Origin of the sequence: Dissulfurimicrobium sp. (assembly GCF_049968175.1) — a bacterium.
Lineage (GTDB): Bacteria > Desulfobacterota > Dissulfuribacteria > Dissulfuribacterales > Sh68 > Dissulfurimicrobium > Dissulfurimicrobium hydrothermale.
In genome coordinates this window covers 22655-47969 of the sequence record NZ_JBMFRG010000003.1, presented here as the reverse complement: position 1 = coordinate 47969, position 25315 = coordinate 22655, and the positions used below count along the sequence as shown (strand labels likewise).

Annotated in this window: 22 protein-coding genes and 1 riboswitch; of the genes, 14 read left to right on the top strand and 8 right to left on the bottom strand. The window is 49.1% G+C overall.

Going from position 1 to position 25315, the window contains the following annotated elements; translation table 11 throughout:
* Window positions 1-724 (bottom strand): prenyltransferase/squalene oxidase repeat-containing protein (locus ACP5SG_RS00790; RefSeq protein WP_428121076.1); only part of this gene is annotated, 724 nt, incomplete at its 3' end.
* 432 nt (window positions 725-1156) lie between these two features.
* Here ACP5SG_RS00790 and ACP5SG_RS00785 point away from each other — a divergent pair.
* Window positions 1157-3856, top strand: coding sequence for a glycosyltransferase (locus ACP5SG_RS00785; RefSeq protein ID WP_424661524.1), 2700 nt, complete (start codon window positions 1157-1159; stop codon window positions 3854-3856).
* A gap of 205 nt (window positions 3857-4061) precedes the next feature.
* On the top strand, window positions 4062-4922 hold the full coding sequence (locus ACP5SG_RS00780; protein ID WP_237887950.1) for a YihY/virulence factor BrkB family protein: 861 nt from the start codon (window positions 4062-4064) through the stop codon (window positions 4920-4922).
* On the opposite strand, the gene recO is transcribed toward ACP5SG_RS00780, so the two are convergent.
* Window positions 4908-5687, bottom strand: a complete 780-nt coding sequence (gene recO / locus ACP5SG_RS00775; RefSeq protein WP_428121070.1) for a DNA repair protein RecO — start codon at window positions 5685-5687, stop codon at window positions 4908-4910. The two genes, ACP5SG_RS00780 and recO, sit on opposite strands and share 15 nt — an antisense overlap.
* A 14-nt stretch (window positions 5688-5701) precedes the next feature.
* Window positions 5702-6718 (bottom strand): peptidylprolyl isomerase, encoded by a 1017-nt coding sequence (locus ACP5SG_RS00770; protein ID WP_237887947.1) that lies wholly within the window; start codon window positions 6716-6718, stop codon window positions 5702-5704.
* Between the two features lie 91 nt (window positions 6719-6809).
* Here ACP5SG_RS00770 and ACP5SG_RS00765 point away from each other — a divergent pair, with 91 nt between their 5' ends.
* Window positions 6810-10001 carry a UvrD-helicase domain-containing protein gene (locus ACP5SG_RS00765; RefSeq protein ID WP_428121065.1) on the top strand — a complete coding sequence of 1064 codons (3192 nt, stop codon included), beginning with the start codon at window positions 6810-6812 and terminating at the stop codon, window positions 9999-10001.
* Between the two features lie 123 nt (window positions 10002-10124).
* Entirely contained in the window at window positions 10125-11030 is a 906-nt protein-coding gene (locus tag ACP5SG_RS00760) for a selenium metabolism-associated LysR family transcriptional regulator (RefSeq protein WP_428121062.1), read from the top strand.
* 13 nt (window positions 11031-11043) lie between these two features.
* Here ACP5SG_RS00760 and ACP5SG_RS00755 read toward each other — a convergent pair whose 3' ends face one another.
* The 5 genes from ACP5SG_RS00755 to ACP5SG_RS00735 all read right to left on the bottom strand — a co-directional run bounded on the left by ACP5SG_RS00755 (window position 11044) and on the right by ACP5SG_RS00735 (window position 16001).
* A complete protein-coding gene (locus ACP5SG_RS00755; RefSeq protein WP_237887943.1) occupies window positions 11044-11841 on the bottom strand; it encodes an outer membrane protein assembly factor BamD in 798 nt (265 codons plus the stop codon).
* A gap of 17 nt (window positions 11842-11858) precedes the next feature.
* A complete protein-coding gene (gene trxB / locus ACP5SG_RS00750; RefSeq protein ID WP_237887941.1) occupies window positions 11859-12776 on the bottom strand; it encodes a thioredoxin-disulfide reductase in 918 nt (305 codons plus the stop codon).
* Window positions 12776-13108 (bottom strand): thioredoxin, encoded by a 333-nt coding sequence (trxA, locus tag ACP5SG_RS00745; protein ID WP_428121056.1) that lies wholly within the window; start codon window positions 13106-13108, stop codon window positions 12776-12778. The genes trxB and trxA overlap by 1 nt, the downstream gene beginning before the upstream one ends.
* A 131-nt stretch (window positions 13109-13239) precedes the next feature.
* Window positions 13240-14610 (bottom strand): DNA repair protein RadA, encoded by a 1371-nt coding sequence (gene radA, locus ACP5SG_RS00740; protein ID WP_428121052.1) that lies wholly within the window; start codon window positions 14608-14610, stop codon window positions 13240-13242.
* Window positions 14607-16001 carry a sensor histidine kinase gene (locus ACP5SG_RS00735; protein ID WP_237887935.1) on the bottom strand — a complete coding sequence of 465 codons (1395 nt, stop codon included), beginning with the start codon at window positions 15999-16001 and terminating at the stop codon, window positions 14607-14609. Before ACP5SG_RS00735 ends, radA begins: the two co-directional genes overlap by 4 nt.
* Window positions 16002-16136: 135 nt before the next feature.
* A riboswitch (cobalamin riboswitch) is annotated at window positions 16137-16332 on the top strand.
* A gap of 171 nt (window positions 16333-16503) precedes the next feature.
* Between ACP5SG_RS00735 and ACP5SG_RS00730 the strand changes: the two genes are divergently transcribed.
* From ACP5SG_RS00730 to ACP5SG_RS00685, 10 genes are read left to right on the top strand one after another with little or no spacing between them, the layout of a single operon-like run.
* Window positions 16504-17496, top strand: coding sequence for a sirohydrochlorin cobaltochelatase (locus ACP5SG_RS00730; protein ID WP_424661819.1), 993 nt, complete (start codon window positions 16504-16506; stop codon window positions 17494-17496).
* Window positions 17497-17507: 11 nt separating this feature from the next.
* Window positions 17508-18941, top strand: coding sequence for a cobyrinate a,c-diamide synthase (locus ACP5SG_RS00725; RefSeq protein ID WP_428121046.1), 1434 nt, complete (start codon window positions 17508-17510; stop codon window positions 18939-18941).
* Window positions 18931-19566 carry a precorrin-8X methylmutase gene (locus ACP5SG_RS00720; RefSeq protein ID WP_428121042.1) on the top strand — a complete coding sequence of 212 codons (636 nt, stop codon included), beginning with the start codon at window positions 18931-18933 and terminating at the stop codon, window positions 19564-19566. Before ACP5SG_RS00725 ends, ACP5SG_RS00720 begins: the two co-directional genes overlap by 11 nt.
* Complete coding sequence (locus ACP5SG_RS00715; protein ID WP_428121040.1) at window positions 19563-20633, top strand: cobalt-precorrin-5B (C(1))-methyltransferase; 1071 nt, start codon at window positions 19563-19565, stop codon at window positions 20631-20633. The genes ACP5SG_RS00720 and ACP5SG_RS00715 overlap by 4 nt, the downstream gene beginning before the upstream one ends.
* Window positions 20626-21834 carry a precorrin-6y C5,15-methyltransferase (decarboxylating) subunit CbiE gene (gene cbiE / locus ACP5SG_RS00710; RefSeq protein ID WP_428121036.1) on the top strand — a complete coding sequence of 403 codons (1209 nt, stop codon included), beginning with the start codon at window positions 20626-20628 and terminating at the stop codon, window positions 21832-21834. Before ACP5SG_RS00715 ends, cbiE begins: the two co-directional genes overlap by 8 nt.
* Window positions 21831-22574 (top strand): precorrin-2 C(20)-methyltransferase, encoded by a 744-nt coding sequence (gene cobI / locus ACP5SG_RS00705; RefSeq protein ID WP_237887923.1) that lies wholly within the window; start codon window positions 21831-21833, stop codon window positions 22572-22574. Before cbiE ends, cobI begins: the two co-directional genes overlap by 4 nt.
* On the top strand, window positions 22571-23323 hold the full coding sequence (gene cobM / locus ACP5SG_RS00700) for a precorrin-4 C(11)-methyltransferase (RefSeq protein ID WP_237887921.1): 753 nt from the start codon (window positions 22571-22573) through the stop codon (window positions 23321-23323). The genes cobI and cobM overlap by 4 nt, the downstream gene beginning before the upstream one ends.
* Window positions 23320-24303 carry a cobalt-precorrin 5A hydrolase gene (locus ACP5SG_RS00695; RefSeq protein ID WP_237887919.1) on the top strand — a complete coding sequence of 328 codons (984 nt, stop codon included), beginning with the start codon at window positions 23320-23322 and terminating at the stop codon, window positions 24301-24303. Before cobM ends, ACP5SG_RS00695 begins: the two co-directional genes overlap by 4 nt.
* On the top strand, window positions 24255-25025 hold the full coding sequence (gene cobJ / locus ACP5SG_RS00690; RefSeq protein ID WP_237887917.1) for a precorrin-3B C(17)-methyltransferase: 771 nt from the start codon (window positions 24255-24257) through the stop codon (window positions 25023-25025). The genes ACP5SG_RS00695 and cobJ overlap by 49 nt, the downstream gene beginning before the upstream one ends.
* On the top strand, window positions 25022-25312 hold the full coding sequence (locus tag ACP5SG_RS00685) for a lipid-A-disaccharide synthase N-terminal domain-containing protein (RefSeq protein WP_428121028.1): 291 nt from the start codon (window positions 25022-25024) through the stop codon (window positions 25310-25312). The genes cobJ and ACP5SG_RS00685 overlap by 4 nt, the downstream gene beginning before the upstream one ends.
* The last annotated feature ends 3 nt before the right edge of the window (window positions 25313-25315 follow it).

Sequence of the window (25315 nt, the reverse complement as noted above, 5' to 3'; positions counted from 1 at the left end):
CGGCGTGCCAGGTTGCGTCAAGAAAAGGAGCGGCCATCCCGTTTCTTGCAAAACCACCAACCGCTGTATGACAGCCCATTATAAAATCGAATGCGGCATCCGCGTCTTTCGGGGCAACACCGAGAGATAAAAGGGTGTCCAGACAAAAATGGCAATTTTCTATATAAGATGTAGTTTGTGGTAAAAAACCGAAACCACCGTCTTCATTCTGACAATCCTTGAGCCATTGGGCCATCTTGATTTCATCAAGCTCGATTCCGCAACCTATCCTCGCAAGATATAGACCCATACGCGCCTCATCAACAGTCCGCCATGTAAAATACCTAGGACCTTTTGAAACGATACCGACAAATGCTGATCCTGCATCCAGCACCTCATTCAATATCCTTGCAAGATAATACCATCTTTGCATGGAAAAAGGCGTGTTTAGCTGTGCAGACACATAAGATAAAATGGCGTCGTCGTCTATATCGAGGCCGATGATACGAAGGCATTTGAGGAACCGGAAAACGGTCTTCGGGTCGTCGGGAAGCGAATGGAAAGGGATGGAAAAATAGCGCAGAAGGGCACCGTCTTCTTTTGGGTAATAATCTGGGGTCACTGTACAATGGCGGTAAAATTTGTCGATAAGCCCGAAGATGTTGACGGCGTGATATGTATCTTCGATAGTGGCTGGAAGCCTCGGAGTAGCAGCGAATCCGCCAGTATCCTTACGCCTTGCCAATACAAAAGAAGAAACAGAAGGCAAGATGTCAATTGTTTTTAATAAATGATTCGGCATCAATGGCCTTCCTTAATAAAGGGCCTATCATAAAAAAAATATCTTGTTATTCCTATACAAACCTGTCTACAGTAAACTGAGAACCAGCGAAACTAAAACAATTTCCTTTTTTCTGAACAGATAAACAAACTCTGCCGGAATATGGATAAATATGGATATTTAGATATGTTAGATATGCCTAAAGCCAAACAAATTAAAAAAAACCACTGGACAAGTTTTAAAAAAGTGCTAGCATTGGACCTACATTAATTATACTAGAAGAAAAATTTTTTAAAAGACGCCATAACTAGATCTAACATCTAAGATAAATTCACATCTCAAGATCGTTACTCTATGACCAATCGGTCAAACTAACCCATAGAAACGGAACAACCCATGTCAAAAAAGATGCTATTGATCCCTCATCTAAAGGAGTTATCCGCCAAGATAGCAAGGACTGTCTTGACCTGCGGCAAAAAATTAGGAAGGACGGGCACATTGATCCTACTGTTCATCCTCGGGGGGAATCTCCTCTTATGGGCCGGACTTAATCGACCGGTACAGGATGAACCATGGAACGGCATCGTAGCCGGTGTCTCTTATTCACCTTATCAAAAATGGGAAGACCCGTTCAAGGACAAATTTCCAACGGTAGTAAAAGAGATGGACAGGGACTTGGCCCTCCTTAAGGGTAAGGTCTCAAGCATCCGTACATACTCATCAATAAACGGCATGGAGGAGGTCCCGCGCCTTGCCAAAAAATACGGCCTTACTGTCACGGCAGGGGCATGGCTTGACAAACGTCCTGCCAACAATGAACGCGAGATAGCGAACCTAATAAGAAGCGCAAAGAAATACGACAATATAGAACGGGTCATTGTGGGCAATGAATCAGTGCTGCGCGGAGACCTTACTGTACCGGAACTCATCCGATATATCGAAAGGGTGAGAAAAGAGGTTAAGGTCCCTGTAAGCACTGCTGAACCGTGGCATGTGTGGCTTGCCCACAAAGAGCTTGCCCAACATGTGGATTATATAGCCATACACGTCCTTCCTTACTGGGAACGTGTGCCTGCGGAACGGGCGGTCGACTGGGTCATGAGCAGATATGAACAGGTAAAAAATGCCTTTCCAGGAAAACACATACTGCTCGCCGAGGTGGGCTGGCCAAGCGCCGGCTCCAGGCGCGGGCCTGCAAAACCAAGCGTCATCAACGAGGCGAAATTCGTCCGCGAGTTTCTAAACGTGGCAAGCCGACAACAACTTGACTACTTTATAATGGAGGCGTTTGATCAGCCCTGGAAACTCCCACTTGAAGGCTCTGTCGGTGCACACTGGGGCATCTTTAATGTAGAGCGCCAGGCTAAGTTCCCGATGCAGGGCGACATCCTTGAGAATCCACTCTGGCCCATGGAAGCAGGACTCGCATTCGCCTTGGCCATCTTTCCCATCCTTTGGTTTTTCATACATTTTAAAGAGATACGACCCCTGGGCCAGGCAGTCTTCGCCTTTTTGATACAGGCTGCTGCCTCTTTAATGGCGTGGACGGCCTTTGTGCCAATAGTGGACGATCTCCCCTTGTTCAGCGAAATTATGTGGGGCGTACTCCTTCCAGCCCAGTTCGGTCTCCTTATGGTAGTGCTGATAAACGGCTTCGAGATGACAGAGATGATATGGAAACCGAATTTGAGGCGCCGTTTTCTGTCTTACAATGGATCTAATGACAGATATTGGCCTATGGTCTCACTGCATGTCGCCGTCTGCAACGAGCCTCCAGACATGGTCATACAGATGCTCAACTCCCTGGCGAGGCTCGATTATCCAATCTATGAGGTGCTTGTAATAGACAACAATACTTATGATGCAAGGCTGTGGGAGCCTGTCAAGAAACACTGCAAACATCTGGGACGCAGATTTAAATTCTTCCACCTTGGCAGATGGCCTGGATACAAGGCCGGGGCGTTAAATTTTGCCTTGACTCGGACAGATCCAAAGGCTGAAATCATAGGCGTGGTAGACAGCGATTATATAGTACAGCCAAACTGGTTGAGGTCGCTTGTTCCGCATTTTGACAGGCCGTCCGTCGGCTTTGTCCAGGCCCCGCAGGACCAAAGGGGATGGGAGGGGAACCTATTTAAAGAAATGTGCAATTGGGAATACAATGGCTTTTTCCATATTGGCATGGTGCACAGGAATGAACGGAACGCCATTATCCAACACGGCACCATGACGCTCATAAGGAAAAAGGTGATCGATAAAATCGGCAAGTGGTCTGAATGGTGTATATGCGAAGATGCCGAGTTCGGCATGAGACTGCTCCATGCTGGCTATGAATCTGTATATGTAAATGAATGTTTCGGCCGCGGACTCACGCCTGACACGTTTGCCGGTTATAAGGGTCAGCGCTTCCGCTGGGTATATGGTGCCATGCAGATAATAAAACACCATTGGCGGTGGCTTGTACCCGACCTTAAAAAGGGACGGGGTCTAACCATGGCCCAAAAATATCACTTTGCCATGGGTTGGCTGCCATGGTTTGCCGACGCCCTACACATGATATTTACCTTTGCAGGGCTGTGCTGGACCGCTGGACTGGTTATATGGCCGCAATATTTCGAGTTTCCGCTTGCGGCATTCATCGTCCCGACCCTTGGTATATTCGCCTTCAAGATCACGCACAGCCTGGCCTTGTACAAGACACGTGTTCCATGTACCCTGCCCCAAAGGATAGGGGCTGCTATAGCAGGCATGTCCCTGACGCACACGATCGCCAAGGCGGTCTTCCGCGGGTTGATTACATCCAAACAGCCTTTTTTGCGAACCCCAAAGGACGAATCAAGACCGCCATTAATACAGGGAATACTCATGGCGCGCGAAGAAGGGCTTATGTTTCTCTTGTTGATGCTGGCGGCGTGCAATATCTTCGTATTCTACGGCGGCAGCGACCTTGAGGTGTTGACCTGGATCGCAGTATTGCTTATACAGTCCATTCCATATCTGGCGGCGATAATCGTATCTGTAGCAAGCACTGTTCCGACACTCGCCGATTTCAAGACATGGCTGAATGTCAAACGTCCACAGATGCAACGGATATAACGGATATAAAAGACCACACAAAAATCCTTTTTCTCTTAAAAGCAAAAGGCCGGGCGGCTTACAGCCAACCGGTCTTTGTATCTCGCGGAAGTTTGCCGCCTGCTCTTTGACCCAATACACAGGGTCAGATATAAACAGTACCTTGTACGATATCCATTCATGGTGTAGGGATCTAAACTAGAAATTTCCAAGAGGGATTTGTGGTATGCGATATACTGCCATGTCGATGCAGCTATCCAAGGATATCTGGCTGACATTGAAGTTGGCATCAAAAAAATTCATCGACGACCGCTGTATAATGGCTGCACAGGCACTTACCTATACAACCATCTTCACGTTGATCCCGGCCCTTTCCCTTTCCTTCTCGCTATTTCATTTTTTCTTCGGCGATCTGACATATCTTGAACCACTACTCTTCAGATATCTTTCAGAAATACTTGCACCAGGCCGCCAAAAAATCGTATTCGAGACCATAGAAAATCTTATCCAAAAGACACAAGAGGCCCCCTTGGGTATGTTCAGCTTCTTGTTCTTCTTTCTTATAGCGGTCATGCTTGTAATAGAACTTGAAGATATATTGAACCACATATGGAAGGTCAAGAGCCGCAAACCCTTTTGGCGAAAAGGGATAGTATATCTAACAGCCCTTACATTTGTCCCGATGCTGATCGCCATGCCCGTCATAGCAAGGGCGTTTCTCGCATCACACGAGCTGGCGCTGTTAGTCTTAAAATACCTTCATATATTCAAATTACTAAGGCTTGCGCCGTTATTTTCTATCTGGATATTTCTTTGGTGCATCTATTTTTTTATACCTGACACGAAAGTCGAATCCCAAGCGGCTGTTGCCGGGGCCTTGAGCGGCGGCATCCTTTGGCTCGCTGCGGCGAAATTATACAGCATCTACACCAGAAAGGTCTTCATATATTCCATTCTTTATGGATCTATAGGCGCTATACCTGTCTTTCTACTATGGCTCCTCATAAGCTGGATGGCGATACTCTTTGGCGCAGAGGTCTCGTACTCGTTTTCATTCAGGCGCAGCCGCACTCTACCGGCCGCCTAAATGCCATGAACGCCTTTCACACCCCTCTATAACATGATATGCAAGCGGGGTCATATGCAGACGGTATGAATGGAGCGCCTTGATCAAGGCCCATGCCTCTGTCAACGCCGAATCGGAGATTATAAGCCTCCCAAGTGCAGTTAAAGGCCTTTGTTGAATGTGATGGAGGGTCTTGAGCGTACCGAGCGAGACTACCCTTGCCTCGCTCCCCCTGTTGGCACAGCCTTCACATATAAAACCGCCATCTTTAAGCGTTACTTGGACGATTTTACCTACCGGAACGTCCTTGCACATAGAACATTTTGTCCAGTCAGGGGCATAGCCTACAAGACCCAAGAGTTTCACTTTAAAAAACAGCGCGATCTTTTTGGGAGACGATGTCGAATCCAACGCCTTCAGACACCAAACAAGGAGATGAAAGACCTCTCTGTGCGGATCGAGCTCCCTTGTCCACCTATCCACCATCTCGCAACAAAGACTGGCCATGCAAAAGAGCTGCATATCCGCCCTGATAGCTGGAAAGCTTTCACATACCTCTGCGGCATCTACATGGCCCAAACCGTCTGTGCGGGGCGGCACAACACCAAGCCTTATCAACGTAAATGGTTCAAGGACGTTTAAAAAACGACGGCGGCTCCTCTTTGCACCTTTAGCTACAGCTTTGAACTTACCGTTTCCAGGCGTATAAAAGGTAACAAGCCTATCGGACTCTCCAAGATCGCTTACAGAAAGGATAACCGCATCTGTCTTCAAGATCCCGTGCATCTAAATATCTTAGGTTAAAGGAGTATCCTTATAGTGGCCTTTGATCTTAAATCATTCAGCCATTCTTCAAATCTCGCATTCAATTTTTTACGATAAAGTTCCTCACGGATAGTCTCCATCTTCTCTTTATCGATCTGTCCTGCAGGATTTTTGGTGATCTCCTTGACCCCCACAATCTGGAAACCCTGTGGGCTGTTTATTATGCCCGTAAACTGACCGGCCTTCAGTTTGCAGACCGCATCCTGTATCTCTTTGGACATATCTCTCTTTGCAAATGTGCCGAGATAGACACCTGCCTTATCAAGAGGCGGATATGAATATTCCTGCGCAACATCTTCAAAGTTTCGGCCCTTCTTTAATGCATCCAGGGCCTCTTCCGCCCTTTTTCGCGCCTCATCCTTTGATCTTGGATCACCTGGATCTCTGGGTGATATCAGCACCTGTTCCAATACATAAAATACGTCTCCACCGGATCCTTTGTTTTCAAAGGAAGACCCTTGTCCGTTGCGTTTAATATATGAAAGCACCTCTTCATCGGTCACGACGATCTTCGAATGGACTTGAGAAGCTACAAGCTGTGAGTTTTCAATGCGTTTTTTTATATCGTTACTATAGTCCTCCCATTTAATGCCGTCGGAAGAGAGTTTGTTCTTCAGATCATTCAAAGTCATATTATTTTCTTTGCATATCCTGTCGATTGCAAGATCCACCTCTTTGTCGCTGACCTTGATGCCAAGTCTCTTGACTTCGGCCTCGACAAGACGCTCATCTATTAACTGTGCAAGGACCTGTTTGAGTATCTCTTCCTTTTTGCCCTCTCTTTCATCCTGTGCAATGTCACTTGTCATATACTTTTTAAGTATCGGCTCTGCATATCTCTCCAACTCAGAGAGGGTGATCACGTCCCCATTGACTACCGCCGCCACCCTGTCTATAACCACACAAAGGGCATCTTGGGTCCAGAAAAACAGGACAAGGACAGTGACAAAAAATGCGATCAAGGGAAATGGTGCGTCTTGCAGTCTTTTCATAGGTTGTTTATCCTTTTTGAAATTGATGATCAAAACATAATTAAATTTTATTCCAGCCCCGGTTAATTGCAAGTATCAACAGTTGAAAACCATGAATCCGCTCCCGTCCGACAGTGAATTGAAGTTTCCGCATATATTACGCGTAAGCGCCTCGGCAGGTGCGGGCAAGACCCATCTCCTTGCCATGAGGTTCATCCAATTGCTGCTTTCAGCCAAGATCCCCCATAACATACTCGAAAACATCATGGCCATCACCTTCACCAGGGAGGCCACTGCCGAAATGAAAAGGCGGATCCTGCTCTTTCTAAAAAAGATGGCCCTTGGAGATGCCGAGACAATGGACGAGGTCTTGAAACTGACGGATCTAACCGAAGACGAGGCAAGACATAGGGCACACGCGCTGGTGGATGAAATCATCAATGCCTATGATAAATGGCAGATAAAGACTATCGACAGCTTCCTCTATAAACTGGTCAAAGCTGCACCTCAAGAATTAGGCCTTACGGAACAGGATGAACTGACTGAATTTCCCAAACCATTTTATGAAGCCGCCATGGACGTGCTACTTGTCTCTGCCAAAGAGAATGAAAAGGCAGCCGCCTTCCTAAAAAAAGCAGTGCTGCACTATCTTTCCTTTCAAGACCATAAAAGCTGGTGGCCAAGAGACGCCATCCTCAAAGAGATCATGGACCTCTATGAAATAGAATGCATATATGGGGCTGATCTTGATGAAGGCCGCCGTCCAGAAAATATCCATGCCCTGACAAACCTCTTGAGCGATGAGGCGGCAGAGATCATGAGACTTGCCGACGCCCAAGGGATAACGCTGAACAAGAAGGCGTTCGACGCCTTAAATAAGATCGCGTGCGGAGACGTAGCGGGCGGTCTGTCGAGCAAATATCTAGCAAAAGATGATCCGGGGGACATATGCAACCGCTGCGACCGCCGTCGGTTAACCAAAGAATTTATGAAGGCATGGCATAAGATAAGGGATACAGTCAGGCGATATGCTGTCTCGAGGGCCACAGAAGAGTCATTTCCATATATAATCCTTTTGAAATATTGGAAGAAAGAACTGGCCCTATCCAAGAAGCGATCACATGTCCTCTTTTTTAGCGATATCGCCAGATTGGTCAAGAAGATGCACGATAAATTCATCGTCTCTGAGCTGGAGTTTAGGATTGGAGAAAGGCTCTTTCACTACCTGATCGATGAATTCCAAGACACAAGCCTCATCCAGTGGCAAGGGCTGGCACCACTGATAGAAAACTCCCTCTCTCAAGGTGGATCGTTATTCTGTGTAGGCGACGTGAAGCAGATACTCTACCGCTGGAGGGGAAGCGACAGGGACGTCTTTGAAAAAAAACCTGACAGCCTCAAAGGTATCGTTGAATCCGGCGTACTCAATATCGCACTACCCCACAACTGGAGAAGCGGAAAGGTCATCTTGGATTTTACGGCAAGTCTCTTTGACCCTGATTGTCTGAAAAGATGGACTGAAGACCAAAAACTTGGCTTTAATTCAGACTTTTCCTGCTTTTCAAGTGCCGCCCAAAAACCGCCACCGGGACGGAATGGCAAAAAAAATGGTGGTTATGTAAGGATAGAATTTTTAGAGGAGGCGGAAGACACCAAAACAGCCATTGAGGATGCGGCAATGCGGCTCTTGGTCCTGCTAGATGACATATTGAGACGCAACAGGCCTCAGGATATCTATGTACTGGTGAGAGACAACAACCAGGCCGCAATATTTACCCATGCTATCTCTCGGGCTGGCATAGCGGTCCTATCGAATCGCCAGATGGATATAAGACAAGACGGTATAGTACGTGAAATCCTTCAATTTTTAAACTTTCTCGACAATCCTGCCGACGACCATGCCCTTTCGGCGGTTGTCACAGGCAAGATCATCGAAGACAGGTGGAAGACATCGGTCGGAATAGACCCATGGAGATTTTTGGAATCGATAGGACCGGACAGAGATCAACCACTTTACAGCAAGATAAAAAAGAAGGCCCCGAGATTCTGGCAGGCTGTACTGAAAATACTGATAGATATTTCGGGATATCTAACGCCATATGAACTTACCACCTATATCGTCAAGGATCTTGAATTAAAGACCAGGTTTACCAGGCACTGGCCTGCCATTTTGCACCTACTTGAGATATTTCATCAAAAATCTCTGGACACCGGACTTTCCGGCCTCCTGTCCTGGATAAGGCATGGACCGGATGAGCCATTTATTTTAAAAGGGGCCGCCTCGGTTGATGCGGTCAAGGTCATGACGATCCACAAGGCAAAAGGGCTCCAATCGAAGGTGGTGATCCTGCCCTTTATCGGGCTCTCAGTAAACAGCAGTAAGATAAGGATTGTAGAACAGTCCGATGAAGGGCTTAAGGTATTAAAGCTGCCGGCCAAACTTGTCGGGCTCTCGCCAGGGCTGAAAAGGCTGTATGAAAACGAAAGAAAAATGACATGGCTCGATGAACTGAACACCCTCTATGTAGCTGTCACAAGGGCTGAAAATGAACTTTATATGCTGGTGCCGCCCAAACTGGGGGGTGGCAAAAATAGACTCAAGGACCTTTTGGAGATGGTCTGGCAACCGAGTGACGGCATCCTCTCACTAGGACGCCCCGAGATCCATGAAGTCTTTGCGGACACTAGAGATGATAATAGGGGGACAGCTGAGACAGGGCAAGCCATGGAATATTGGCTACAAAAACACCCTGGTTGGCAGCATTTGTTGAAAAAAAGAGATGTCCAGGCCATGACGGATGCGGCAAGGAGATATGCCGCCAGGATCGGAGATTCAGTTCACATGCTGTTGTCCCTATTGAACGGACCGATCAAAACAGGATGCGAACCTACTGCGGTTGAGTCATATCTAAGGATCATGCTAAAAAACCAAGATATCTTTGCGGGATTCCCGACAGATGAAATACATATGTGGATAGCCAAAACAGCAAGGACCATCTGCCTTCCGGCTGCAAGGCGACTTTTTTGGCCGGGAGATGGCGCGGAGATCTCGGTTGAGATGGAGGTCGCCGATGAAAACGGAGAAATATCCAGGGTTGACAGGGTGATCAAGAGCGATGCAGGCATCCTGATCGGTGAATTCAAAACCTCAAGCGGCTCTAAACGGACCGATCTCGAACAGATAAAGAGATATATTAGACTCTTCGGCGATATCTATCCAGACAATAACATAACAGGACTCTTGATCTACATCGACCTGGAAGAAGTCGATGAAGTCGCCGCTGCAACGACTAGGCGTCATTGATATCATTATTAAAATAAGGCCTTGTCTTTTATATCGGGCCGTATAACCTGTTTAAAGGCCGAGGTATTTATTCAAAATTATTATCGGGCTGCTGACCGAGATCAAAATAAGATATAATAGATTATGTTGGATATCCATCAACTCAGAATCTTCTTGGCTGTATGGCAAGAAAAAGGCTTCAGCGGCGCATCCAGGGCTGTATATCTCACTCAACCCACTGTCAGCGGCCACATAAAGGCCCTTGAAGAGGCGCTCAACACCAAGTTGTTCGACAGAACGGGCAAGGAAGTGCTGCCTACAAAGGCCGGGGAGGCGCTTTATCCATATGCCAAACAGATCCTCCATCTCGTAGCCGAGGCCGAAGAGGCAATGAGTGCCTTTGTAAAAGGTGAAAGCGGACGATTACGCATCGGGGGCAGCAATATACCCGGCCAATATCTACTGCCAGACCTCATTGGACGATTCAAGACCTCACGAAAAGACGTAAACATTGTCCTCCGCATCAGTGATACGGCAGGGATCATCGATATGGTTGCATCCGGAGAGATAGAACTAGGCATTGCAGGTGCATGTCTGGAAAGACCTGAGCTGATATTTGAGCCATGCATGGACGATCAAATGGTGTTGATCGTCCCAAAAGGCCATAGACTAGACGGTTTAAGCGAGATAGACCTCAACGACGTCTTATATGAACCGTTCATAGTCAGAGAAAAGGGATCGGGCAGCAGGCTGGCAGCGGAAAGGGCGCTTACGTCCGCAGGATGGCCTTGCTTTGACAGATTAAATATAGTAGCCGAGATAGGGAGTACAGAGGCAGTGCGGCAGGCGATAAAGGCCGGACTCGGTCTTGCGATAATCTCAAGAAAGGCGGTCGAGGAAGAAATCCGCACGGGCATCTTTCATGCAGCCTCACTAAAAGGCGTGGATCTCCGGCGTAGATTTTATCTCCTATGGCGTAAAGACAGAACTCTGTCGCCGCTTGCACTCGCCTTTATAGACCTTATAAAATCAATCCGCGCCGATCGTTGATAAGGCCTTATGGCTAAAATGGAAACAGCCTATATATCCAGCCCCTTTTTTCGCGCCCACCCGCAACCCGATCTGCCCTTGTGCCTGAATGAGCTATCTTTGACAATAGCTTTTGAGCACTAATGCTTGCAGGAGTATCAGGGTATAGATCTAGGACATTTTGAAGACGCGCCCTTGCCTGTGGATACTGCCCGGTTCGTATATACCAACGGGCCACGACCAACTCATGTTCCGCCAACATCTGCCTGGCTTCTTTTATGCGCCTCTTTGCCTCAAAGCTATAAGGGCTATTGGGAAAGCGCTTTAAAAGGCGATCATAGGTCTCAATGAGTTTACGCGTATCCGTCTGATCCCTATCTGCAGTTGACATGAGCCTGTGGTAACATCTGCCCTCCTGATAGATCACATAAGGGACAACTTCATTGTTGGGATGAAGCTTTTCAAACTCTTCGTAAAGGGTTACAGCCTCTTCATATTCACCCTCATAAAATTTACAATCCGCCAAATGAAGCTCGGCCAATGTGGCATAAGGGCTGAAAGGAAACTGGTCTTTTATCTTCTGAAATTGCTCGGCAGCTGTTGAATAAAGCCCCCTTTCATAGTCGTACATGGCCTCCATGACCATCTCCTTTTCATTGCCTCTGCTTGCCTTGCTTGTTGGATACAGAGACGAAAACGGCATCTCCTCCTCTCCGGTCTTCTTTACATTGCGGCTGAAAATATTTTTACCACAACCTGACACGAGGCTAACGAAAAATACAACCAGGAACGCGGCGGAGATCCACCTGATTAGAGACGTTGTCTTTCTCATTTAGTGATCACTTTAATTCACTCGATTAATTGTTCTGCTGCAAAAGCGGCCGTAGCGCCGTCTCCGACAGCAGTGATTATCTGCCGCAGCGGCTTGGATCTGCAATCTCCGGCCGCAAACACCCTTGGAAGCGATGTACGCATCCATTCATCGGTAATCAAAAAACCCTGTCCGTCTTTCTTTGCAGCATCAGGCACAAACCCTGTATTTGGATCCATGCCTATAAAGACAAAAACCCCATCCACCGGCAGCCTCTTCGGCTCGCCGGTTACCTTGTTCCTAAGGGCAAGTGCACTGACCACACTATCGCCCTCTATTTCTTCGACTATTGTATTCCATATAGGCTCTATCTTAGGATCGGACAAGGCACGCTGCGCCAGTATCTTAACTGCCCTGAATCGATCCCTACGATGTATAATATAGACCTTGCTGGCAAACCTTGTAAGGAAAACGGCCTCCTGCACGGCCGTATCGCCACCACCTACAACCGCCACTTTCTGGTCTTTGAAAAACGCAGCGTCACATGTAGCGCAATAAGAAACCCCCTTGCCCGTAAATTCAGCCTCACCTTTTACACCAAGCCTCCTCGGGCTTGCCCCTGTGGCCACAATGACGGCGTTAGGGGAAAAGAGCTTATCGCCAACCTTTACGTGCACACAGCCATGCGCCTCATCGGATTCGATGTTAGAGACTTCGCCTGCCATCTCTTTTACGCCAAATCTCCTCGCATGGGCAGCCATCTTCTCAACCAGCTCATAGGCCAGCACCCCGTCTGGAAAGCCAAGATAGTTATCAACCTTATCTGTCCATAACATCTGACCGCCTGGCGCTATCTTTTCGATCAAAAGGGTATTGATCATGGCCCTTCCGGCATAGAGGGCAGCGGCCATGCCGGCTGGTCCGCCTCCTATAATGATCAGTTGCGGCTCTGACATTAGGACAATAACCTGTTTAGGACCGCTTCTATAGCGCCCTTGCCGACAGCGCCGGTTATCTGATCCATTACCTTGCCGCCCTTAAAGATAATCAGGGTTGGAATGGCCCTTATACCATACCTTCCAGGGGTGATTGGATTTTCATCCACATTCATCTTGGCTATCTTGACCCTTCCTGCATAATCAGATGCAAGCTCATCTATAACAGGGGCGATGGCCCTGCAAGGCCCACACCAGGCAGCCCAGAAATCAACCAAGACAGGTAGGTCAGACTTAAGCACCACTGAGTCAAAATCGGAATCACCAACATGCAACACGTTGTCAGCAGACATAATTTTACTCCTTTTATTATTAAATTGTTGATTTCATCGTGTATAAAAACATGCATCAATTTTTGTGAATTTATGGCAATAACATCTGGCTGTCAAGGAAAGCAAATAAATTTCTTTATCCACAGAAGGGATCAGAGGCCTAGGCGCTCAGCACATACCTTGACGTCGCGCACAAACTCCACATCAAGACCCTTTGGCGTATCTGACTGTTTACCACCCATCCAAGGTATCAAACAACATTTAAGGCCTAGTCTAGCTGCCTCATTCAGCCTGGCGCCTGACATTGTAACAGCCCTGACCTCACCAGTAAGCCCGACTTCGCCGAACAAAGCTGTTCCTCCAGGGATCGGGATCCCCTTAAGGCTCGAAACAATGGCCATCAGGACCGCGAGGTCGGCGGCTGGTTCAATTATCCTGAGACCGCCTGCCACATTAATAAAGATATCCTTGTCATAGAGCACAGTCCCCAGATGCCGTTCGCCTACAGCTACAAGCATGGCAAGGCGATTTGCATCAAAACCCGTAGATGTCCGTCTGGGATTGGCAAGATAAGACCGACTCACCAAGGCCTGTATCTCAACGAGCATTGGTCTTGTACCTTCGAGACAAACCGTCACAACCGAACCGGCTACGGCCTCCGATCTGCTGGTAAGGAATATCTCTGAAGGATTCACTATCTCTCTAAGACCTTCGCCGGTCATTTCGAACACTCCGATCTCGTGGGTCGGGCCATAGCGATTCTTTACGGTCCTCAATATCCTGAAGGCGTGGCCCCTTTCCCCTTCAAAATAGAGTACGGTATCCACTAGATGTTCAAGGACCCTCGGACCAGCAATGACACCTTCCTTTGTGACATGACCTATCAGAAATACGCTCAACCCCCTCGGTTTCGACATGCGGATGAGCCTTGCAGCCGATTCCCTAATCTGTGAGATGCTCCCTGCGGCCGATTCCAAATCCTCACAAATCACGGTCTGGATGGAATCTACCGCCAAAAACATGGGTGACAGTTCAGATACATATCTCTCTATGCGTTCGAGCATCACCTCACCAGCCAACCAAAAATCTTCCTTCCCGCCCATCTCGATGCCGAGCCTCTCCGCTCTCATCCTTATCTGTTCAGGCGACTCTTCGCCGCTTATATATAAAACCTTATTGCCGAGACCAGAAATATGACCAAGGAACTGGAGGAGGAGCGTGGATTTTCCGATCCCCGGCTCACCGCCGAGCAAGACAACCGAACCAGGAACTAACCCTCCACCCAAGACCCTGTCCAGCTCCTTTATGCCGGTGATTATGCGGCATCCTTCGGCTCGCGTCGCAATCTCTGACATACGCTCAGGACAACCGCCAGCATTAAGGGATATCGCGCTTGCGCAGGTTTCAATCTCTTCTGTGAATGAATTCCATACGCCACAGTCAGGGCATCGACCAAGCCATTTAAATGATCGATAGTTACAAGACTGACAAATATATATCCGCTTCATCTTCTCTTTACTCAAGATTCTTCCTCCTGCTCAGGAATCGGTATAATGACCTCTGCCAACGTACCGCCACCCTCTCCAGTAGGCCCTACAGGACCTCGATCTTTAATGGTTACTGAACCGCCAAGGGATTCTGTCAGACGCTTGACAATGGCAAGGCCGAGCCCGGTACCTCTAGCCTTTGTAGTAACAAACGGCTCGAACAGGTGCTGTCTTACTTCCCCCGGAAGACCTGGGCCGCTGTCCCAGACATCCATAACAAACCTTCCTTCACCATATCGCATGGCGACTCCGACCTCGCCGCCATGCTCATGCACAGCATCAACCGCGTTTTGAAGTAGATTTATCCCTATCTGTGTAAGCTTAGCCTTATCCAGGCGTATCTTTGCCTGCTTGCAGTCTAAAACAATGCTGATTCTGTCGGAAGGTACGACCAGACCCCTTACAAGCTCTTTACAGAATTTTTCAAGATCAAATTCTTCTTCATGCGGCATAGCAGGTCTGGCATAGGCCAGGAGATCGAATGTAAGACGCTCGAGTCTCTCCGATTCCCCGACGATAATGCCCATATCCTCCTTTAAGACCGGCGATAGGTCGCCCTGTTCAAGATGATATTGGGCAAACCCCTTTATACTGCTCAATGGATTCCTGATTTCGTGCGCAAGAACCGCCGCCATCTCCCCCAGGGCCACAAGCCTCTCCTGCTCTCGAAGCCGCGCCCTGAATCTCTCTCCGCGCCGCCAGGCAAGGAAGAAAAAAATGGCAAGCACCCAAAGTATCACAAGCGAGAATCCTACCAGGATTATCTGAAAATTCGCCTTCCTTACGATCCCATTTGCAGGATATGGATGAATAGCCACCCTGAGACAAAATACCTTTTCTGTCTTTTCCTGATCCATATCCTTTTTCATGCCCCTTTTAAATCTAGATGAATGATATACGCGCAGAAACCTCTTGTGTAGCTGCAATGGGAAGTCCAAAATAAAGACCTCTTCGCCTGTAGCAAGGGTTGAAAAATGTATGAGCGGAGATTCATCTCTTATAACCTTCTCTATATATTCGTCTTTCTGTTCCCTACCAAGGAGTTTTGGATTTGAATGTAGGATGATCGTGCCTTCCTGATCATACAAACTTAAAAAGGCCAGATCTCTCCATCTCTCTGAGCGGATCAACTCTTCGAAGAACTCCTCTTTGAAGCCGAATCGGTCTAGCGTGATGCCAATGTTCACCGCTATGTCCACCGCCCGCTTCTCCATAAGGTTCCTTGCCCCATCGATGGATATCTTATATGTGCCTATGCCACTTATTACGACGACAATCGAAAACAACATCAAGATACTAAATGCGACAATTTGATAGGGCACAGAAAAACCAGTCGGGCTGCGGCTTGTTTTTATCGTTTCTGGCATCTTTACCGGTTGTGCGGTTTATCTAATTTTTTATTTACTTTTTATTTACCATAACACAAAATCCATCAAAAGCGTGCGAAGTCTTCCTTGCAAATAAACGCTATCTTGACAAGCCCCTTTAAGGCAAATAATTTACATCCAAAATCTAAACCAGGTGTCGTAAGGCTTAATAGGGAATCCTGTGCAAATCAGGAACGGGCCCGCCGCTGTGATCGGGGACTAAGGCTGCAACTGCAACGAGTCACTGGGCAAGATAATAATCGCCTGGGAAGACTTGCAGCCGCTAGGAAGATCCGTTAGTCAGAAGACCTGCCTGTCTTAAGAAACCGCGCTCTTCGCGGCAAAAAGAGCAACGGCCGCCCATTTGGGCTGAAACGATAAATTTTAAGGATTTAAGCGGATAAAAAGGGCTGTCCCGAATCCAACTGCCTATCAACCAAGGCGTTTGATTCGGGATTTTTGTTTTATGTAAAAAATCTACTAGATCTTAAGGAGGTAAAAAATGATCAAAGAATCAGCATGGTTAATAATAACGCTTTTAATATCTTTGGGATTGCAATCCGTGAGCGTCTCTGCAAAAGAGACAAAAGGAGAAAACGCCGCTATCGTGCTTGCCGCCTTTGGAACCAGCTATCCTGAGGCACTTACCGGCATCATGAATATCAAAAAACGGGTCGAAGATGCCTGCCCCGGCGTACCGGTCAAGGTCGCATTTACATCAAACATGATCCGCAAGATATGGCACAAGAGGATACACGATAAGGACTTTAAGGCAGCAAACAAGTCGTTGCCGCCCGATATCTTCAGCGTAAAAGGCCCGTTGGCGACCATAGCCGACCTTCAAGACAAAGGCTATTCTAATATAATAGTTCAGTCGCTACACATATATAACGGCGAGGAGTACGACGACCTTGTCTCTTATGTCAAGGGGCTTGAGGCCATAAAAACCCTTAAAACCAAAAATATGCCGTTTGAAAGGCTGGCTATAGGCAGACCCGCACTTGGCGCAAACGGCGATGTCCATCCGTATATAGACGATATTAAGGAAGCGGCAAGGGCTGTAGCGGAAGATGTCCGAGAGGCCCAAAGAAAAAAGGCGGCCCTTGTCTATATGGGACATGGAAACAAATATTATTCGTCAGGAGCCTATGCAGAACTCCAAGACGTCATGCGCTCCATGTACCCGGATGCCAAGATCTTCATAGGTACAGTAGAAGGCTTTCCATCTTTTGATCAAGTCATGGACAAACTTAAGGCTGAAAAGATAAGAAAGGTGCTGCTCAAACCATTCATGGAAGTGGCTGGTGACCATGCACGAAATGATATGGCAGGCGACGCTAATACTTCGTGGAAACGGCGGCTTGAGTCAGCTGGAATAAAGGTGATCGCAGACATCCACGGTCTTAGTGAAAACGATGCATTTGCAGACATCTTTGTAAGACATATAAAAGATGCCGCTAAAGACAGTGGTATAGAGATATGCGGAGAGAAGTGAATAATGTCTCTATGAAGACGTTCCTCATCGCCGGCACCCAAAGCGGAGTAGGTAAAACCACCGTGGCACTTGGCATCATGGCGGCCCTTAAGTCAAAGGGTCTCGATGTCCAACCCTTTAAATGCGGGCCCGACTTCATAGACCCCACCCTGCACCACATGGTGACAGGAAGGATGTCAAGGAACCTGGATATATGGATGTGCGGGGAGGATTTTGTAAAAGAGACCTTCTTTGACCATGCAAAAGGGGCGGATATAGCCGTAGTCGAGGGGGTTATGGGTCTTTTTGACGGCGGGGTCTCGAGCAGTGCATCTCTCGCAAGATGCCTTGGATTACCGGTTATCCTGGTCATTGACGTACGTTCAATGGCAGAAACGGTCGCCGCTATTATAAAGGGCTTCGAGGTGTTTGACCCGGGTCTTGTCCAAGGCGTAATTCTTAACCGGGTCGGGAGCCAAAGGCACCTTGATCTCTTAAAAGACGCCATTAAAAGGCACTGTAACTCTGATCTGTTTCTGGGGTACCTCCCAAGGGACCTGAATTTTGAGATACCAAGCCGCCACCTCGGGCTATTTATGGCAAACGACGCCCCGCTCGATAAAAAGGCTGTAGAAAGGCTTTCCTGTGCGGTGTCCGATTTCATTGATCTAGAAAGACTTATGGACCTCCAGATAAAACCAGTTAAAATCAAAGAGCCTTTGAATCTGGACTGTACTATTTCCGAGACAGGCGGAGACGGTCCTAAGAACAACAATGACGGATACACCCAAGGGCATGAAATAACCATAGGAATTGCAAGAGATGAGGCATTCTGTTTCTATTATGAAGACAATCTCGATCTGTTCCGAAAAATGGGGGCGAGGATAACAGAATTCAGTCCACTTTCAGATACAGCCATCCCTGATGGTATAGATGCTATATATCTTGGCGGCGGCTATCCTGAACTCTATGCTGAACGGCTCTCTGAAAACCATGAGATGCTCAATTCGATCAGGGACTGGTCGATTAGAGGCGGGGTCGTTTATGCCGAATGCGGCGGTTTTATGTACCTTACCCAGGGTATAGAAGGCCTTGACCAAAAATTCTATCCAATGGTCGGCATATATCCGGTCAGAGCCAAGATGAACTACCGCTTGTCAGCACTCGGATACAGGGAGATAGAACCTGTCTCTGGACCATTTGCGGCTATGTACAAGGAGGGTTTGCGGACCGCCTTTGCACAGCATGGCATCCCCAGGCTCAAAGGCCATGAGTTCCACTATTCGACCATAGAAGAGATGCCGCCTGAGGTCGATCGTACATTCCGGCTTGCAGACGGGAGGTTCAGTGGCTACCTAATCAAAAATACGCTGGGCAGCTACATACACATCCATTTCGGCAACACACCGTGGGCGGTCAGGAGGTTCATCGAGTTTTCAAAGGGAGCAGGAGGCCATGGAATTTGAGCTGAGGTTTTCAAGGCCAGACGAGATCGAAGAAGAGAGTTTCAGGATAATAAGGGAGGAACTCGGACAGACACCGTTTAACCAGGATGAGCTCTCCGTAGTTATACGGGTGGTTCATGCCACTGGTGACGTCTCGATCGCCTCCCAGATGAAATTTCATCCAAAGGCCATTCAGGCCGGAATCGAGGCTGTAAGGGCGGGAAAAGACGTGCTGACCGATGTAAACATGGTTGCCGCAGGTATAGACAAGACAAGGCTTTCAAGGTTCGGCGGCAGGGTCATGTGTTTGATCGCGGATCCTGGTGCCGCGAAGAAGGCACAGGAAGAGGGTCGTACAAGGGCCGATGCGGCCATAGAGATCGGAATAGATCAAAACGATATTGGTATAATCGCCATAGGAAACGCCCCGACCGCACTTTTAAGCGCCGTCAAATATATAGACAGGAACGGCTGCAACTCGCTGCTGGTCGGTACTCCGGTCGGCTTTGTAAATGCAGCGGAATCAAAGGAACTTCTGTCTTCAAGGCCATACCCCTTCATAACGATCCTCGGCAGAAAAGGCGGAAGCCCTGCGGCCGCCGCGATTGTAAACGCACTCCTTCGTCTTGCGGAATGTGAGACATGAAAAGACTCCGCTCAGGCTATACCACAGGGGCCTGTGCAGCTGCAGCGGCAAAGGCTGCAACACTCTGTCTCCTTACAAAAGACCTTCAGCCACGGGTCGAGATACCATTTCCACAAGGCGGCAGGGTGACATTCGCCGTGCATATGGCAGCCCTGGCCGGCCCTTACACAGCAGTTGCGTCAATAATCAAGGATGCAGGGGACGACCCTGACGTAACGAACGGTGCCGAGATAGAGGCCTTGATAAGGGTTATCGAGACAGGGAAAGATAGGATCAGGATACTCGGGGGGCCAGGGGTCGGCATTGTTACAAAGCCAGGACTGCCTGTACAGGTTGGCGAGCCAGCCATAAACCCTATGCCAAAAAAGATGATCAAAAAGGCGGTGGAAGAGGCCATTTCCGAGGCTGCCTGTGCGAACAAAGAGGCATTTAGCATCGAGGTCACCATCTCCGTGCCGGATGGGGAGAGACTTGCGGAGCACACCCTGAACAGACGCCTTGGAATATTGGGAGGGATTTCCATCCTCGGCACCACCGGTATCGTAAGGCCCATATCCGCCGAGGCATGGACGGCCACCATCAAGGCATCCATGGATGTGGCGCGGGCAGCGGGGCTTTCAGAGGTGGCGCTCTCCACCGGCCGCACATCAGAGGCAGTCCTTGAGGCGGAACTGGGGCTTCCTGAAGAGGCCTATGTGATGATGGGCGACTACCTCGAATTCTCCCTCCTTGAGGCCAGGGCCCACGGCTTTTCAAGGCTGCACCTTGGGTGTATGTGGGCAAAGCTTGTAAAGGCCGCAATGGGCATCCCTCAGACCCATGTGCGGCATGGAGTGCTCGAGATCGGCGGCATGGTCTCGTTCCTGAAAGACCTCGGCCTCAAGGACTCCGATAAGTTCTATAATGCGAACACCGCAAGGGAGATCTATTGGCGGCTAAAGGAGGCTGGGGAAAAGGAGATAATCTGCCTTGTGTGCAAAAGGGCAAAGGCATTTGCAGAGGGTGTGGCAGGTATCCCGGTCTCGGTCTATCTGATAGATTCAGGCGAGGTGGCTGAACGTGCATAGGTTGCACCTTATCGGCATAGGGCCTGAAGGTCCGTCGAAAATGGGCAGAAATGCTATCTTATCTTGTGGCTATGCAGTAACTCCTGAGAGATTCCGTTCTTTTATCCATAGCGCAGACCTCGGCATCATTCCGATCGTCCCGATAAAAGAGGCCATAAAGGCCATAAGGGATGCGCTAAACAAAACAGATGTCGCTGTCCTTGCAGACGGAGACCCGCTCTTTTACGGCATAGGCCGCCTGATCATCAAGGAATTTGAAAGGGACGTCATAACGATCTACCCTGCCCTTTCCTCCATGCAGCTTGCCTTTTCATGCCTTAAGGAGCCATGGGACGACGCACACTTTTTGAGCCTGCACGGGAGGGAGATTGACGATATCCATGGCCGCATCCTTCCGCATCAAAAGGTCTTTATCTTGACCGATAGCGTGCGCAGCCCGTCCTTCATAGTAAAGAGGCTCCTTGACGCCCTGCCGCCTGATCGCCGCGGTGATTATCTGGTCTTTGTGGGGGAAAGGCTTGGGATGAAAGACGAGCGGGTCTTTGAGGGCAGACTTGATGAGGCGGTAGGCCAGGAATTCGCCGAGCCGAATGTCATGATCGTCATCAGGAAGACAAGGGCTGAGGATGAAGATCATCCATTTGTCTTCGGCCTCACTGAGTCTCAAATCGAGCACAGCCGCGGGCTTATTACCAAGGATGAGGTCAGGGCCGTTACAATCCACAGGCTCAGACCCCCGAAAGAGGGCGTACTCTGGGACATAGGGGCTGGAAGCGGCTCCGTCTCCATAGAGACCGGGCGCATCTCGCCTAGGCTCAAGATATTCGCCATCGAAAAAGATGGGGCTGAGATGTTCAATCTCCGCACAAACATAATGAGATTTGGCGTTTGGAACATAACCCCTGTCCATGGCGAGGCGCCTGGCGTGCTGTCCGGCCTTCCGGACCCTGACCGGGTCTTTATAGGCGGAAGCGGCGGAAGCCTCCCTGGGATCATCGCATCCACTGCCAGAAGGCTTAAAAACAGCGGGCGGATCGTGATAAACGCCGTAACGGCAAAGACCAGGGATCTCGCCCCAAGGCTTATGTGCGAGGCAGGGCTTGAAGTAGATATAAGCGAAATAAGCGTCACGAGACGGAAACTCGAAGACGGGACGTCTTTAAATCTAAATCCAATTTCCATTATAACAGGGGTAAAATGACCGGAAAATTCTTTGTTGTAGGCGTAGGACCGGGGGATCCAGGGCTTATGACACTAAAGGCCTTGGATGTCTTAAAACAATCTCCCGTCTGGCTTGCGCCAAAGGGGAGAGAAAATGGCGGAAGCGTGGCCCTTTCCATCATTGAACGCCTGGTCTCAAGGGAAGGTAAGGAGGTCCTTGATGTCCACTTCCCCATGAAAAAGGTCAGAAAAGGCCTTGGGGACAAAGACATGGTCATGGCCTGGCGGGAGGCGGCAAATGCCATATCAGCAAGGCTCTTACAGGGCAAAGACGTAGCCTTCCCGACAATGGGCGATCCAGGCATATACAGCACTGGTTTCTATGTCTGCGAGACCCTGATGGATCTCATGCCAGATTTTAATGTCACAATCATCCCCGGGGTATCATCCATAAGCGCGGGTGCGGCCTCTGCAACCATCCCTTTGTGTCTTGGAGATGAACAGATGGTCGTCATCCCTGCGACATTTGAAGACATACGCATAAGAGACGCCCTTTTGACCTTTGATACGATAGTCCTTATGAAGGTGCATAACGTAATGGATAAAATCACAGCTATCCTGGATGAGCTCGGCCTGACCAAAAGGGCCGTACTTATTGAGCGCTCAAGTCTTGAGGACGAAAGGGTCATTCGTGACATAAAGTCCTCATCCATTGGGCCGCTTCACTACTTTTCCACCATTATTGTAAGAAAGGCAACTGGAACAGGGGTTCGGCGATGAAACCGGTCTCTTTTGTAGGGGCGGGCCCAGGCGACCCCGAGCTCATCACATTAAAGGGCAGGAGGCTGCTCGATGAGGCAGATGTGGTGATCTATACAGGAAGCCTCGTGCCAACGGCCCTGATTCAGGACATAAAGGCCGAGGCCCATGACTCTTCAGGGCTTACACTCGATGAGACAACAGCAATCATGGCCAGGGCATGGAGAGAGGGAAAGAGGATTGTGCGCCTGCACACAGGGGACCCTGCCATCTACGGGGCCATACAGGAGCAGATGGACGCGCTCAAAGACCTTGGCATCCCGTTTGATGTCATACCTGGTGTCAGCTCTGTGACCGCGGCGGCTGCGGCGTTAAAGACCGAGCTTACAATCCCAGGCATCTCACAGACCGTCATCATTACAAGACGCAAAGGCCGCACCCCTGTGCCCGAAGGCGAGGGGCTTAAATCGCTCGCCGGGCATCAGGCCACCATGATGATCCTCCTGAGCGCCGGCATGATAGACGAGGTCGTGCATGATCTGATAGACGGCGGATATCCGAACGATACGCCTGTCGCAGTGATAGAGAAGGCGACATGGCCTGAAGAGAGGATAATAAGGGGCAGGCTCTCCACCATATCAGGGCTGGCAAGGGATGCAGGGGTTGAAAAGACCGCCGTCATAGCCGTTGGCAAGGTTTTTGGAGAAAAAGAAAGTTACGAAAAATCGAGGCTTTATGCAAAAGACTTCACACATGGGTATAGGAAATGAATGTAGCGATTCTTGCCCTTACAGACAGGACGAAAGGGCTTGCAAAGAGGATCGCCGATGATCTTTCCAAGACCGGCAGGGCCGAGGTGATCCCTGAGCCCAGCCCTGTCCGTGAGACAGTCGGACGCATATGGACGGATTACGACGGTTTTGTCTTCATCATGGCGACCGGCATTGTCGTAAGGGCCATAGCACCTCATCTTAAGGACAAGAAAAAAGATCCTTGTGTAGTGGTGGTGGACGAGGTAGGGAGATTCGCCATAAGCCTGCTTTCAGGACACATAGGCGGCGGAAACGACCTTGCAAGGCGTGTTGCAGAGAGCATAGGCGCCGAGGCCGTGATAACCACTGCATCGGACATCCTAGGTCTGGCCGCCGTTGATCTCTGGGCAAAAGGGCTTGATCTTGCGGTGGAAGACGGAAAGGCGCTCACCCGTGTAAGCGCCAGGCTTGTAAATAAGGGCTCGGTCAGCATATATTCAGAGGTCAGGCTCCCCGCCCTTCCGCCAGGACTTGTAAAGACTGATGCGCCGGATACAGCCGATATTGTTGTATCGAACCGTATATGGTCTTTTAAAGGTCCGCTGTTCCTCAGGCCGAGGAACCTTGTCGTAGGAATCGGGTGCAACCGGGGCACATCAATGGAAAAAATCGCCCACGCTGTAAACAAAACATTTAAAATTAATGGCCTTTCCCCCCTTTCCATTCGCAATCTCGCCTCAATCGACATAAAAAAGGATGAAGACGGGCTGATGAAATATGCAAGGATGCTCGGCGTAGACGTCGAATTTTATTCAAAAAACCTCCTCAGCAAAATTCCGATCAGGGAGTCTTCAATGATCGTTATGGAGGCCACAGGTGTAGGCGGGGTATGTGAGCCCGCGGCCATACTGAGCGCCGGGACAAAAAGACTTTTAGTGGAGAAGACCAAATGGAAGGAAGTTACAGTGGCGGTGGCCGAAGCAGACTTTACGTGGTAGGAACAGGTCCAGGAGGGCTTGAGCACGTCACCCCGGCGGCGATGGATGCAATCAGCAAGGCAGACGTGGTCATCGGATACAAGACCTATCTCGAACTCATACCTGCCCTGCTTACGGGCAAGGAAGTCATCTCCTCAGAGATGATGAAAGAGGTCGAGCGCTGCAGAAAGGCGCTTGATCTCGCGGGAAACGGGAAGACCGTGGCCCTTGTCTCGGGCGGAGACCCCGGGATATATGCCATGGCCGGTCTTGTATTCGAACTGGCAAGGGCAGATGGTTTGGATGTGGATATCCGGGTCATTCCGGGGATTGCTGCTTTAAATGCCTGCGCCTCAAGGCTTGGCGCCCCGATCATGCACGACTTTGCAGCCATAAGCCTTTCGGATCTCCTTACCCCATGGGAGGTCATAGAGATGCGGCTCAAGGCCGCTGCATCCGCTGACATGGTGATAGTACTCTACAACCCCAGATCCAAACGCAGGGAAGGACACATCATGAGGGCCAGGGACATCATCCTTGAATACCGTCCGCCCGAAACCCCTGTTGGCATAGTCATGGCAGCCACAAGGGACGAAGAGTCAGTGACCATCACAGACCTTGACGCCATGTGCAATGCAGCAATCAACATGCAGACAACGGTTATCATAGGTAACTCCTTGACCTTTGTCTGGAACAACCGTATGATCACCCCACGAGGTTATCAAAACAAATATCTGCTATGATCCTGGAAAATTTGACAAAAAAAGAAATTTTAGTCCTTGCGATAGGATTTACCGGCCAGTTTCTGTTTTTTATGCGCTTTTTTATCCAGTGGATATATTCTGAAAGGCGCAAAAAGAGCATGATCCCAACGGCATTCTGGTATCTGAGCATCGCAGGAAGCCTGGTGCTGCTAATCTATGCAATTTTAAGGCGCGATATAGTCTTTATTGCAGGTCAGGCCTTCGGGATACTTATATATCTCAGAAATCTCTATTTCATCTCGAAGGAAAAGACGCATCATACATGAAAA

Bases quoted from the DNA above. Each gene is read 5' to 3' on its own strand.
- cobI (WP_237887923.1), top strand. From the start codon at position 21,831: ATGACCGGAAAATTCTTTGTTGTAGGCGTAGGACCGGGGGATCCAGGG.
- ACP5SG_RS00755 (WP_237887943.1), bottom strand. From the start codon at position 11,841: ATGAGAAAGACAACGTCTCTAATCAGGTGGATCTCCGCCGCGTTCCTG.
- ACP5SG_RS00715 (WP_428121040.1), top strand. From the start codon at position 19,563: ATGAAAAGACTCCGCTCAGGCTATACCACAGGGGCCTGTGCAGCTGCA.
- trxB (WP_237887941.1), bottom strand. From the start codon at position 12,776: ATGTCAGAGCCGCAACTGATCATTATAGGAGGCGGACCAGCCGGCATG.
- ACP5SG_RS00760 (WP_428121062.1), top strand. From the start codon at position 10,125: ATGTTGGATATCCATCAACTCAGAATCTTCTTGGCTGTATGGCAAGAA.
- ACP5SG_RS00720 (WP_428121042.1), top strand. From the start codon at position 18,931: ATGGAATTTGAGCTGAGGTTTTCAAGGCCAGACGAGATCGAAGAAGAG.
- ACP5SG_RS00785 (WP_424661524.1), top strand. From the start codon at position 1,157: ATGTCAAAAAAGATGCTATTGATCCCTCATCTAAAGGAGTTATCCGCC.
- ACP5SG_RS00725 (WP_428121046.1), top strand. From the start codon at position 17,508: ATGAAGACGTTCCTCATCGCCGGCACCCAAAGCGGAGTAGGTAAAACC.
- ACP5SG_RS00735 (WP_237887935.1), bottom strand. From the start codon at position 16,001: ATGCCAGAAACGATAAAAACAAGCCGCAGCCCGACTGGTTTTTCTGTG.
- ACP5SG_RS00770 (WP_237887947.1), bottom strand. From the start codon at position 6,718: ATGAAAAGACTGCAAGACGCACCATTTCCCTTGATCGCATTTTTTGTC.
- ACP5SG_RS00765 (WP_428121065.1), top strand. From the start codon at position 6,810: ATGAATCCGCTCCCGTCCGACAGTGAATTGAAGTTTCCGCATATATTA.
- ACP5SG_RS00780 (WP_237887950.1), top strand. From the start codon at position 4,062: ATGCGATATACTGCCATGTCGATGCAGCTATCCAAGGATATCTGGCTG.
- trxA (WP_428121056.1), bottom strand. From the start codon at position 13,108: ATGTCTGCTGACAACGTGTTGCATGTTGGTGATTCCGATTTTGACTCA.
- recO (WP_428121070.1), bottom strand. From the start codon at position 5,687: ATGCACGGGATCTTGAAGACAGATGCGGTTATCCTTTCTGTAAGCGAT.
- ACP5SG_RS00695 (WP_237887919.1), top strand. From the start codon at position 23,320: ATGAATGTAGCGATTCTTGCCCTTACAGACAGGACGAAAGGGCTTGCA.
- cobM (WP_237887921.1), top strand. From the start codon at position 22,571: ATGAAACCGGTCTCTTTTGTAGGGGCGGGCCCAGGCGACCCCGAGCTC.
- ACP5SG_RS00685 (WP_428121028.1), top strand. From the start codon at position 25,022: ATGATCCTGGAAAATTTGACAAAAAAAGAAATTTTAGTCCTTGCGATA.
- ACP5SG_RS00730 (WP_424661819.1), top strand. From the start codon at position 16,504: ATGATCAAAGAATCAGCATGGTTAATAATAACGCTTTTAATATCTTTG.
- cobJ (WP_237887917.1), top strand. From the start codon at position 24,255: ATGGAAGGAAGTTACAGTGGCGGTGGCCGAAGCAGACTTTACGTGGTA.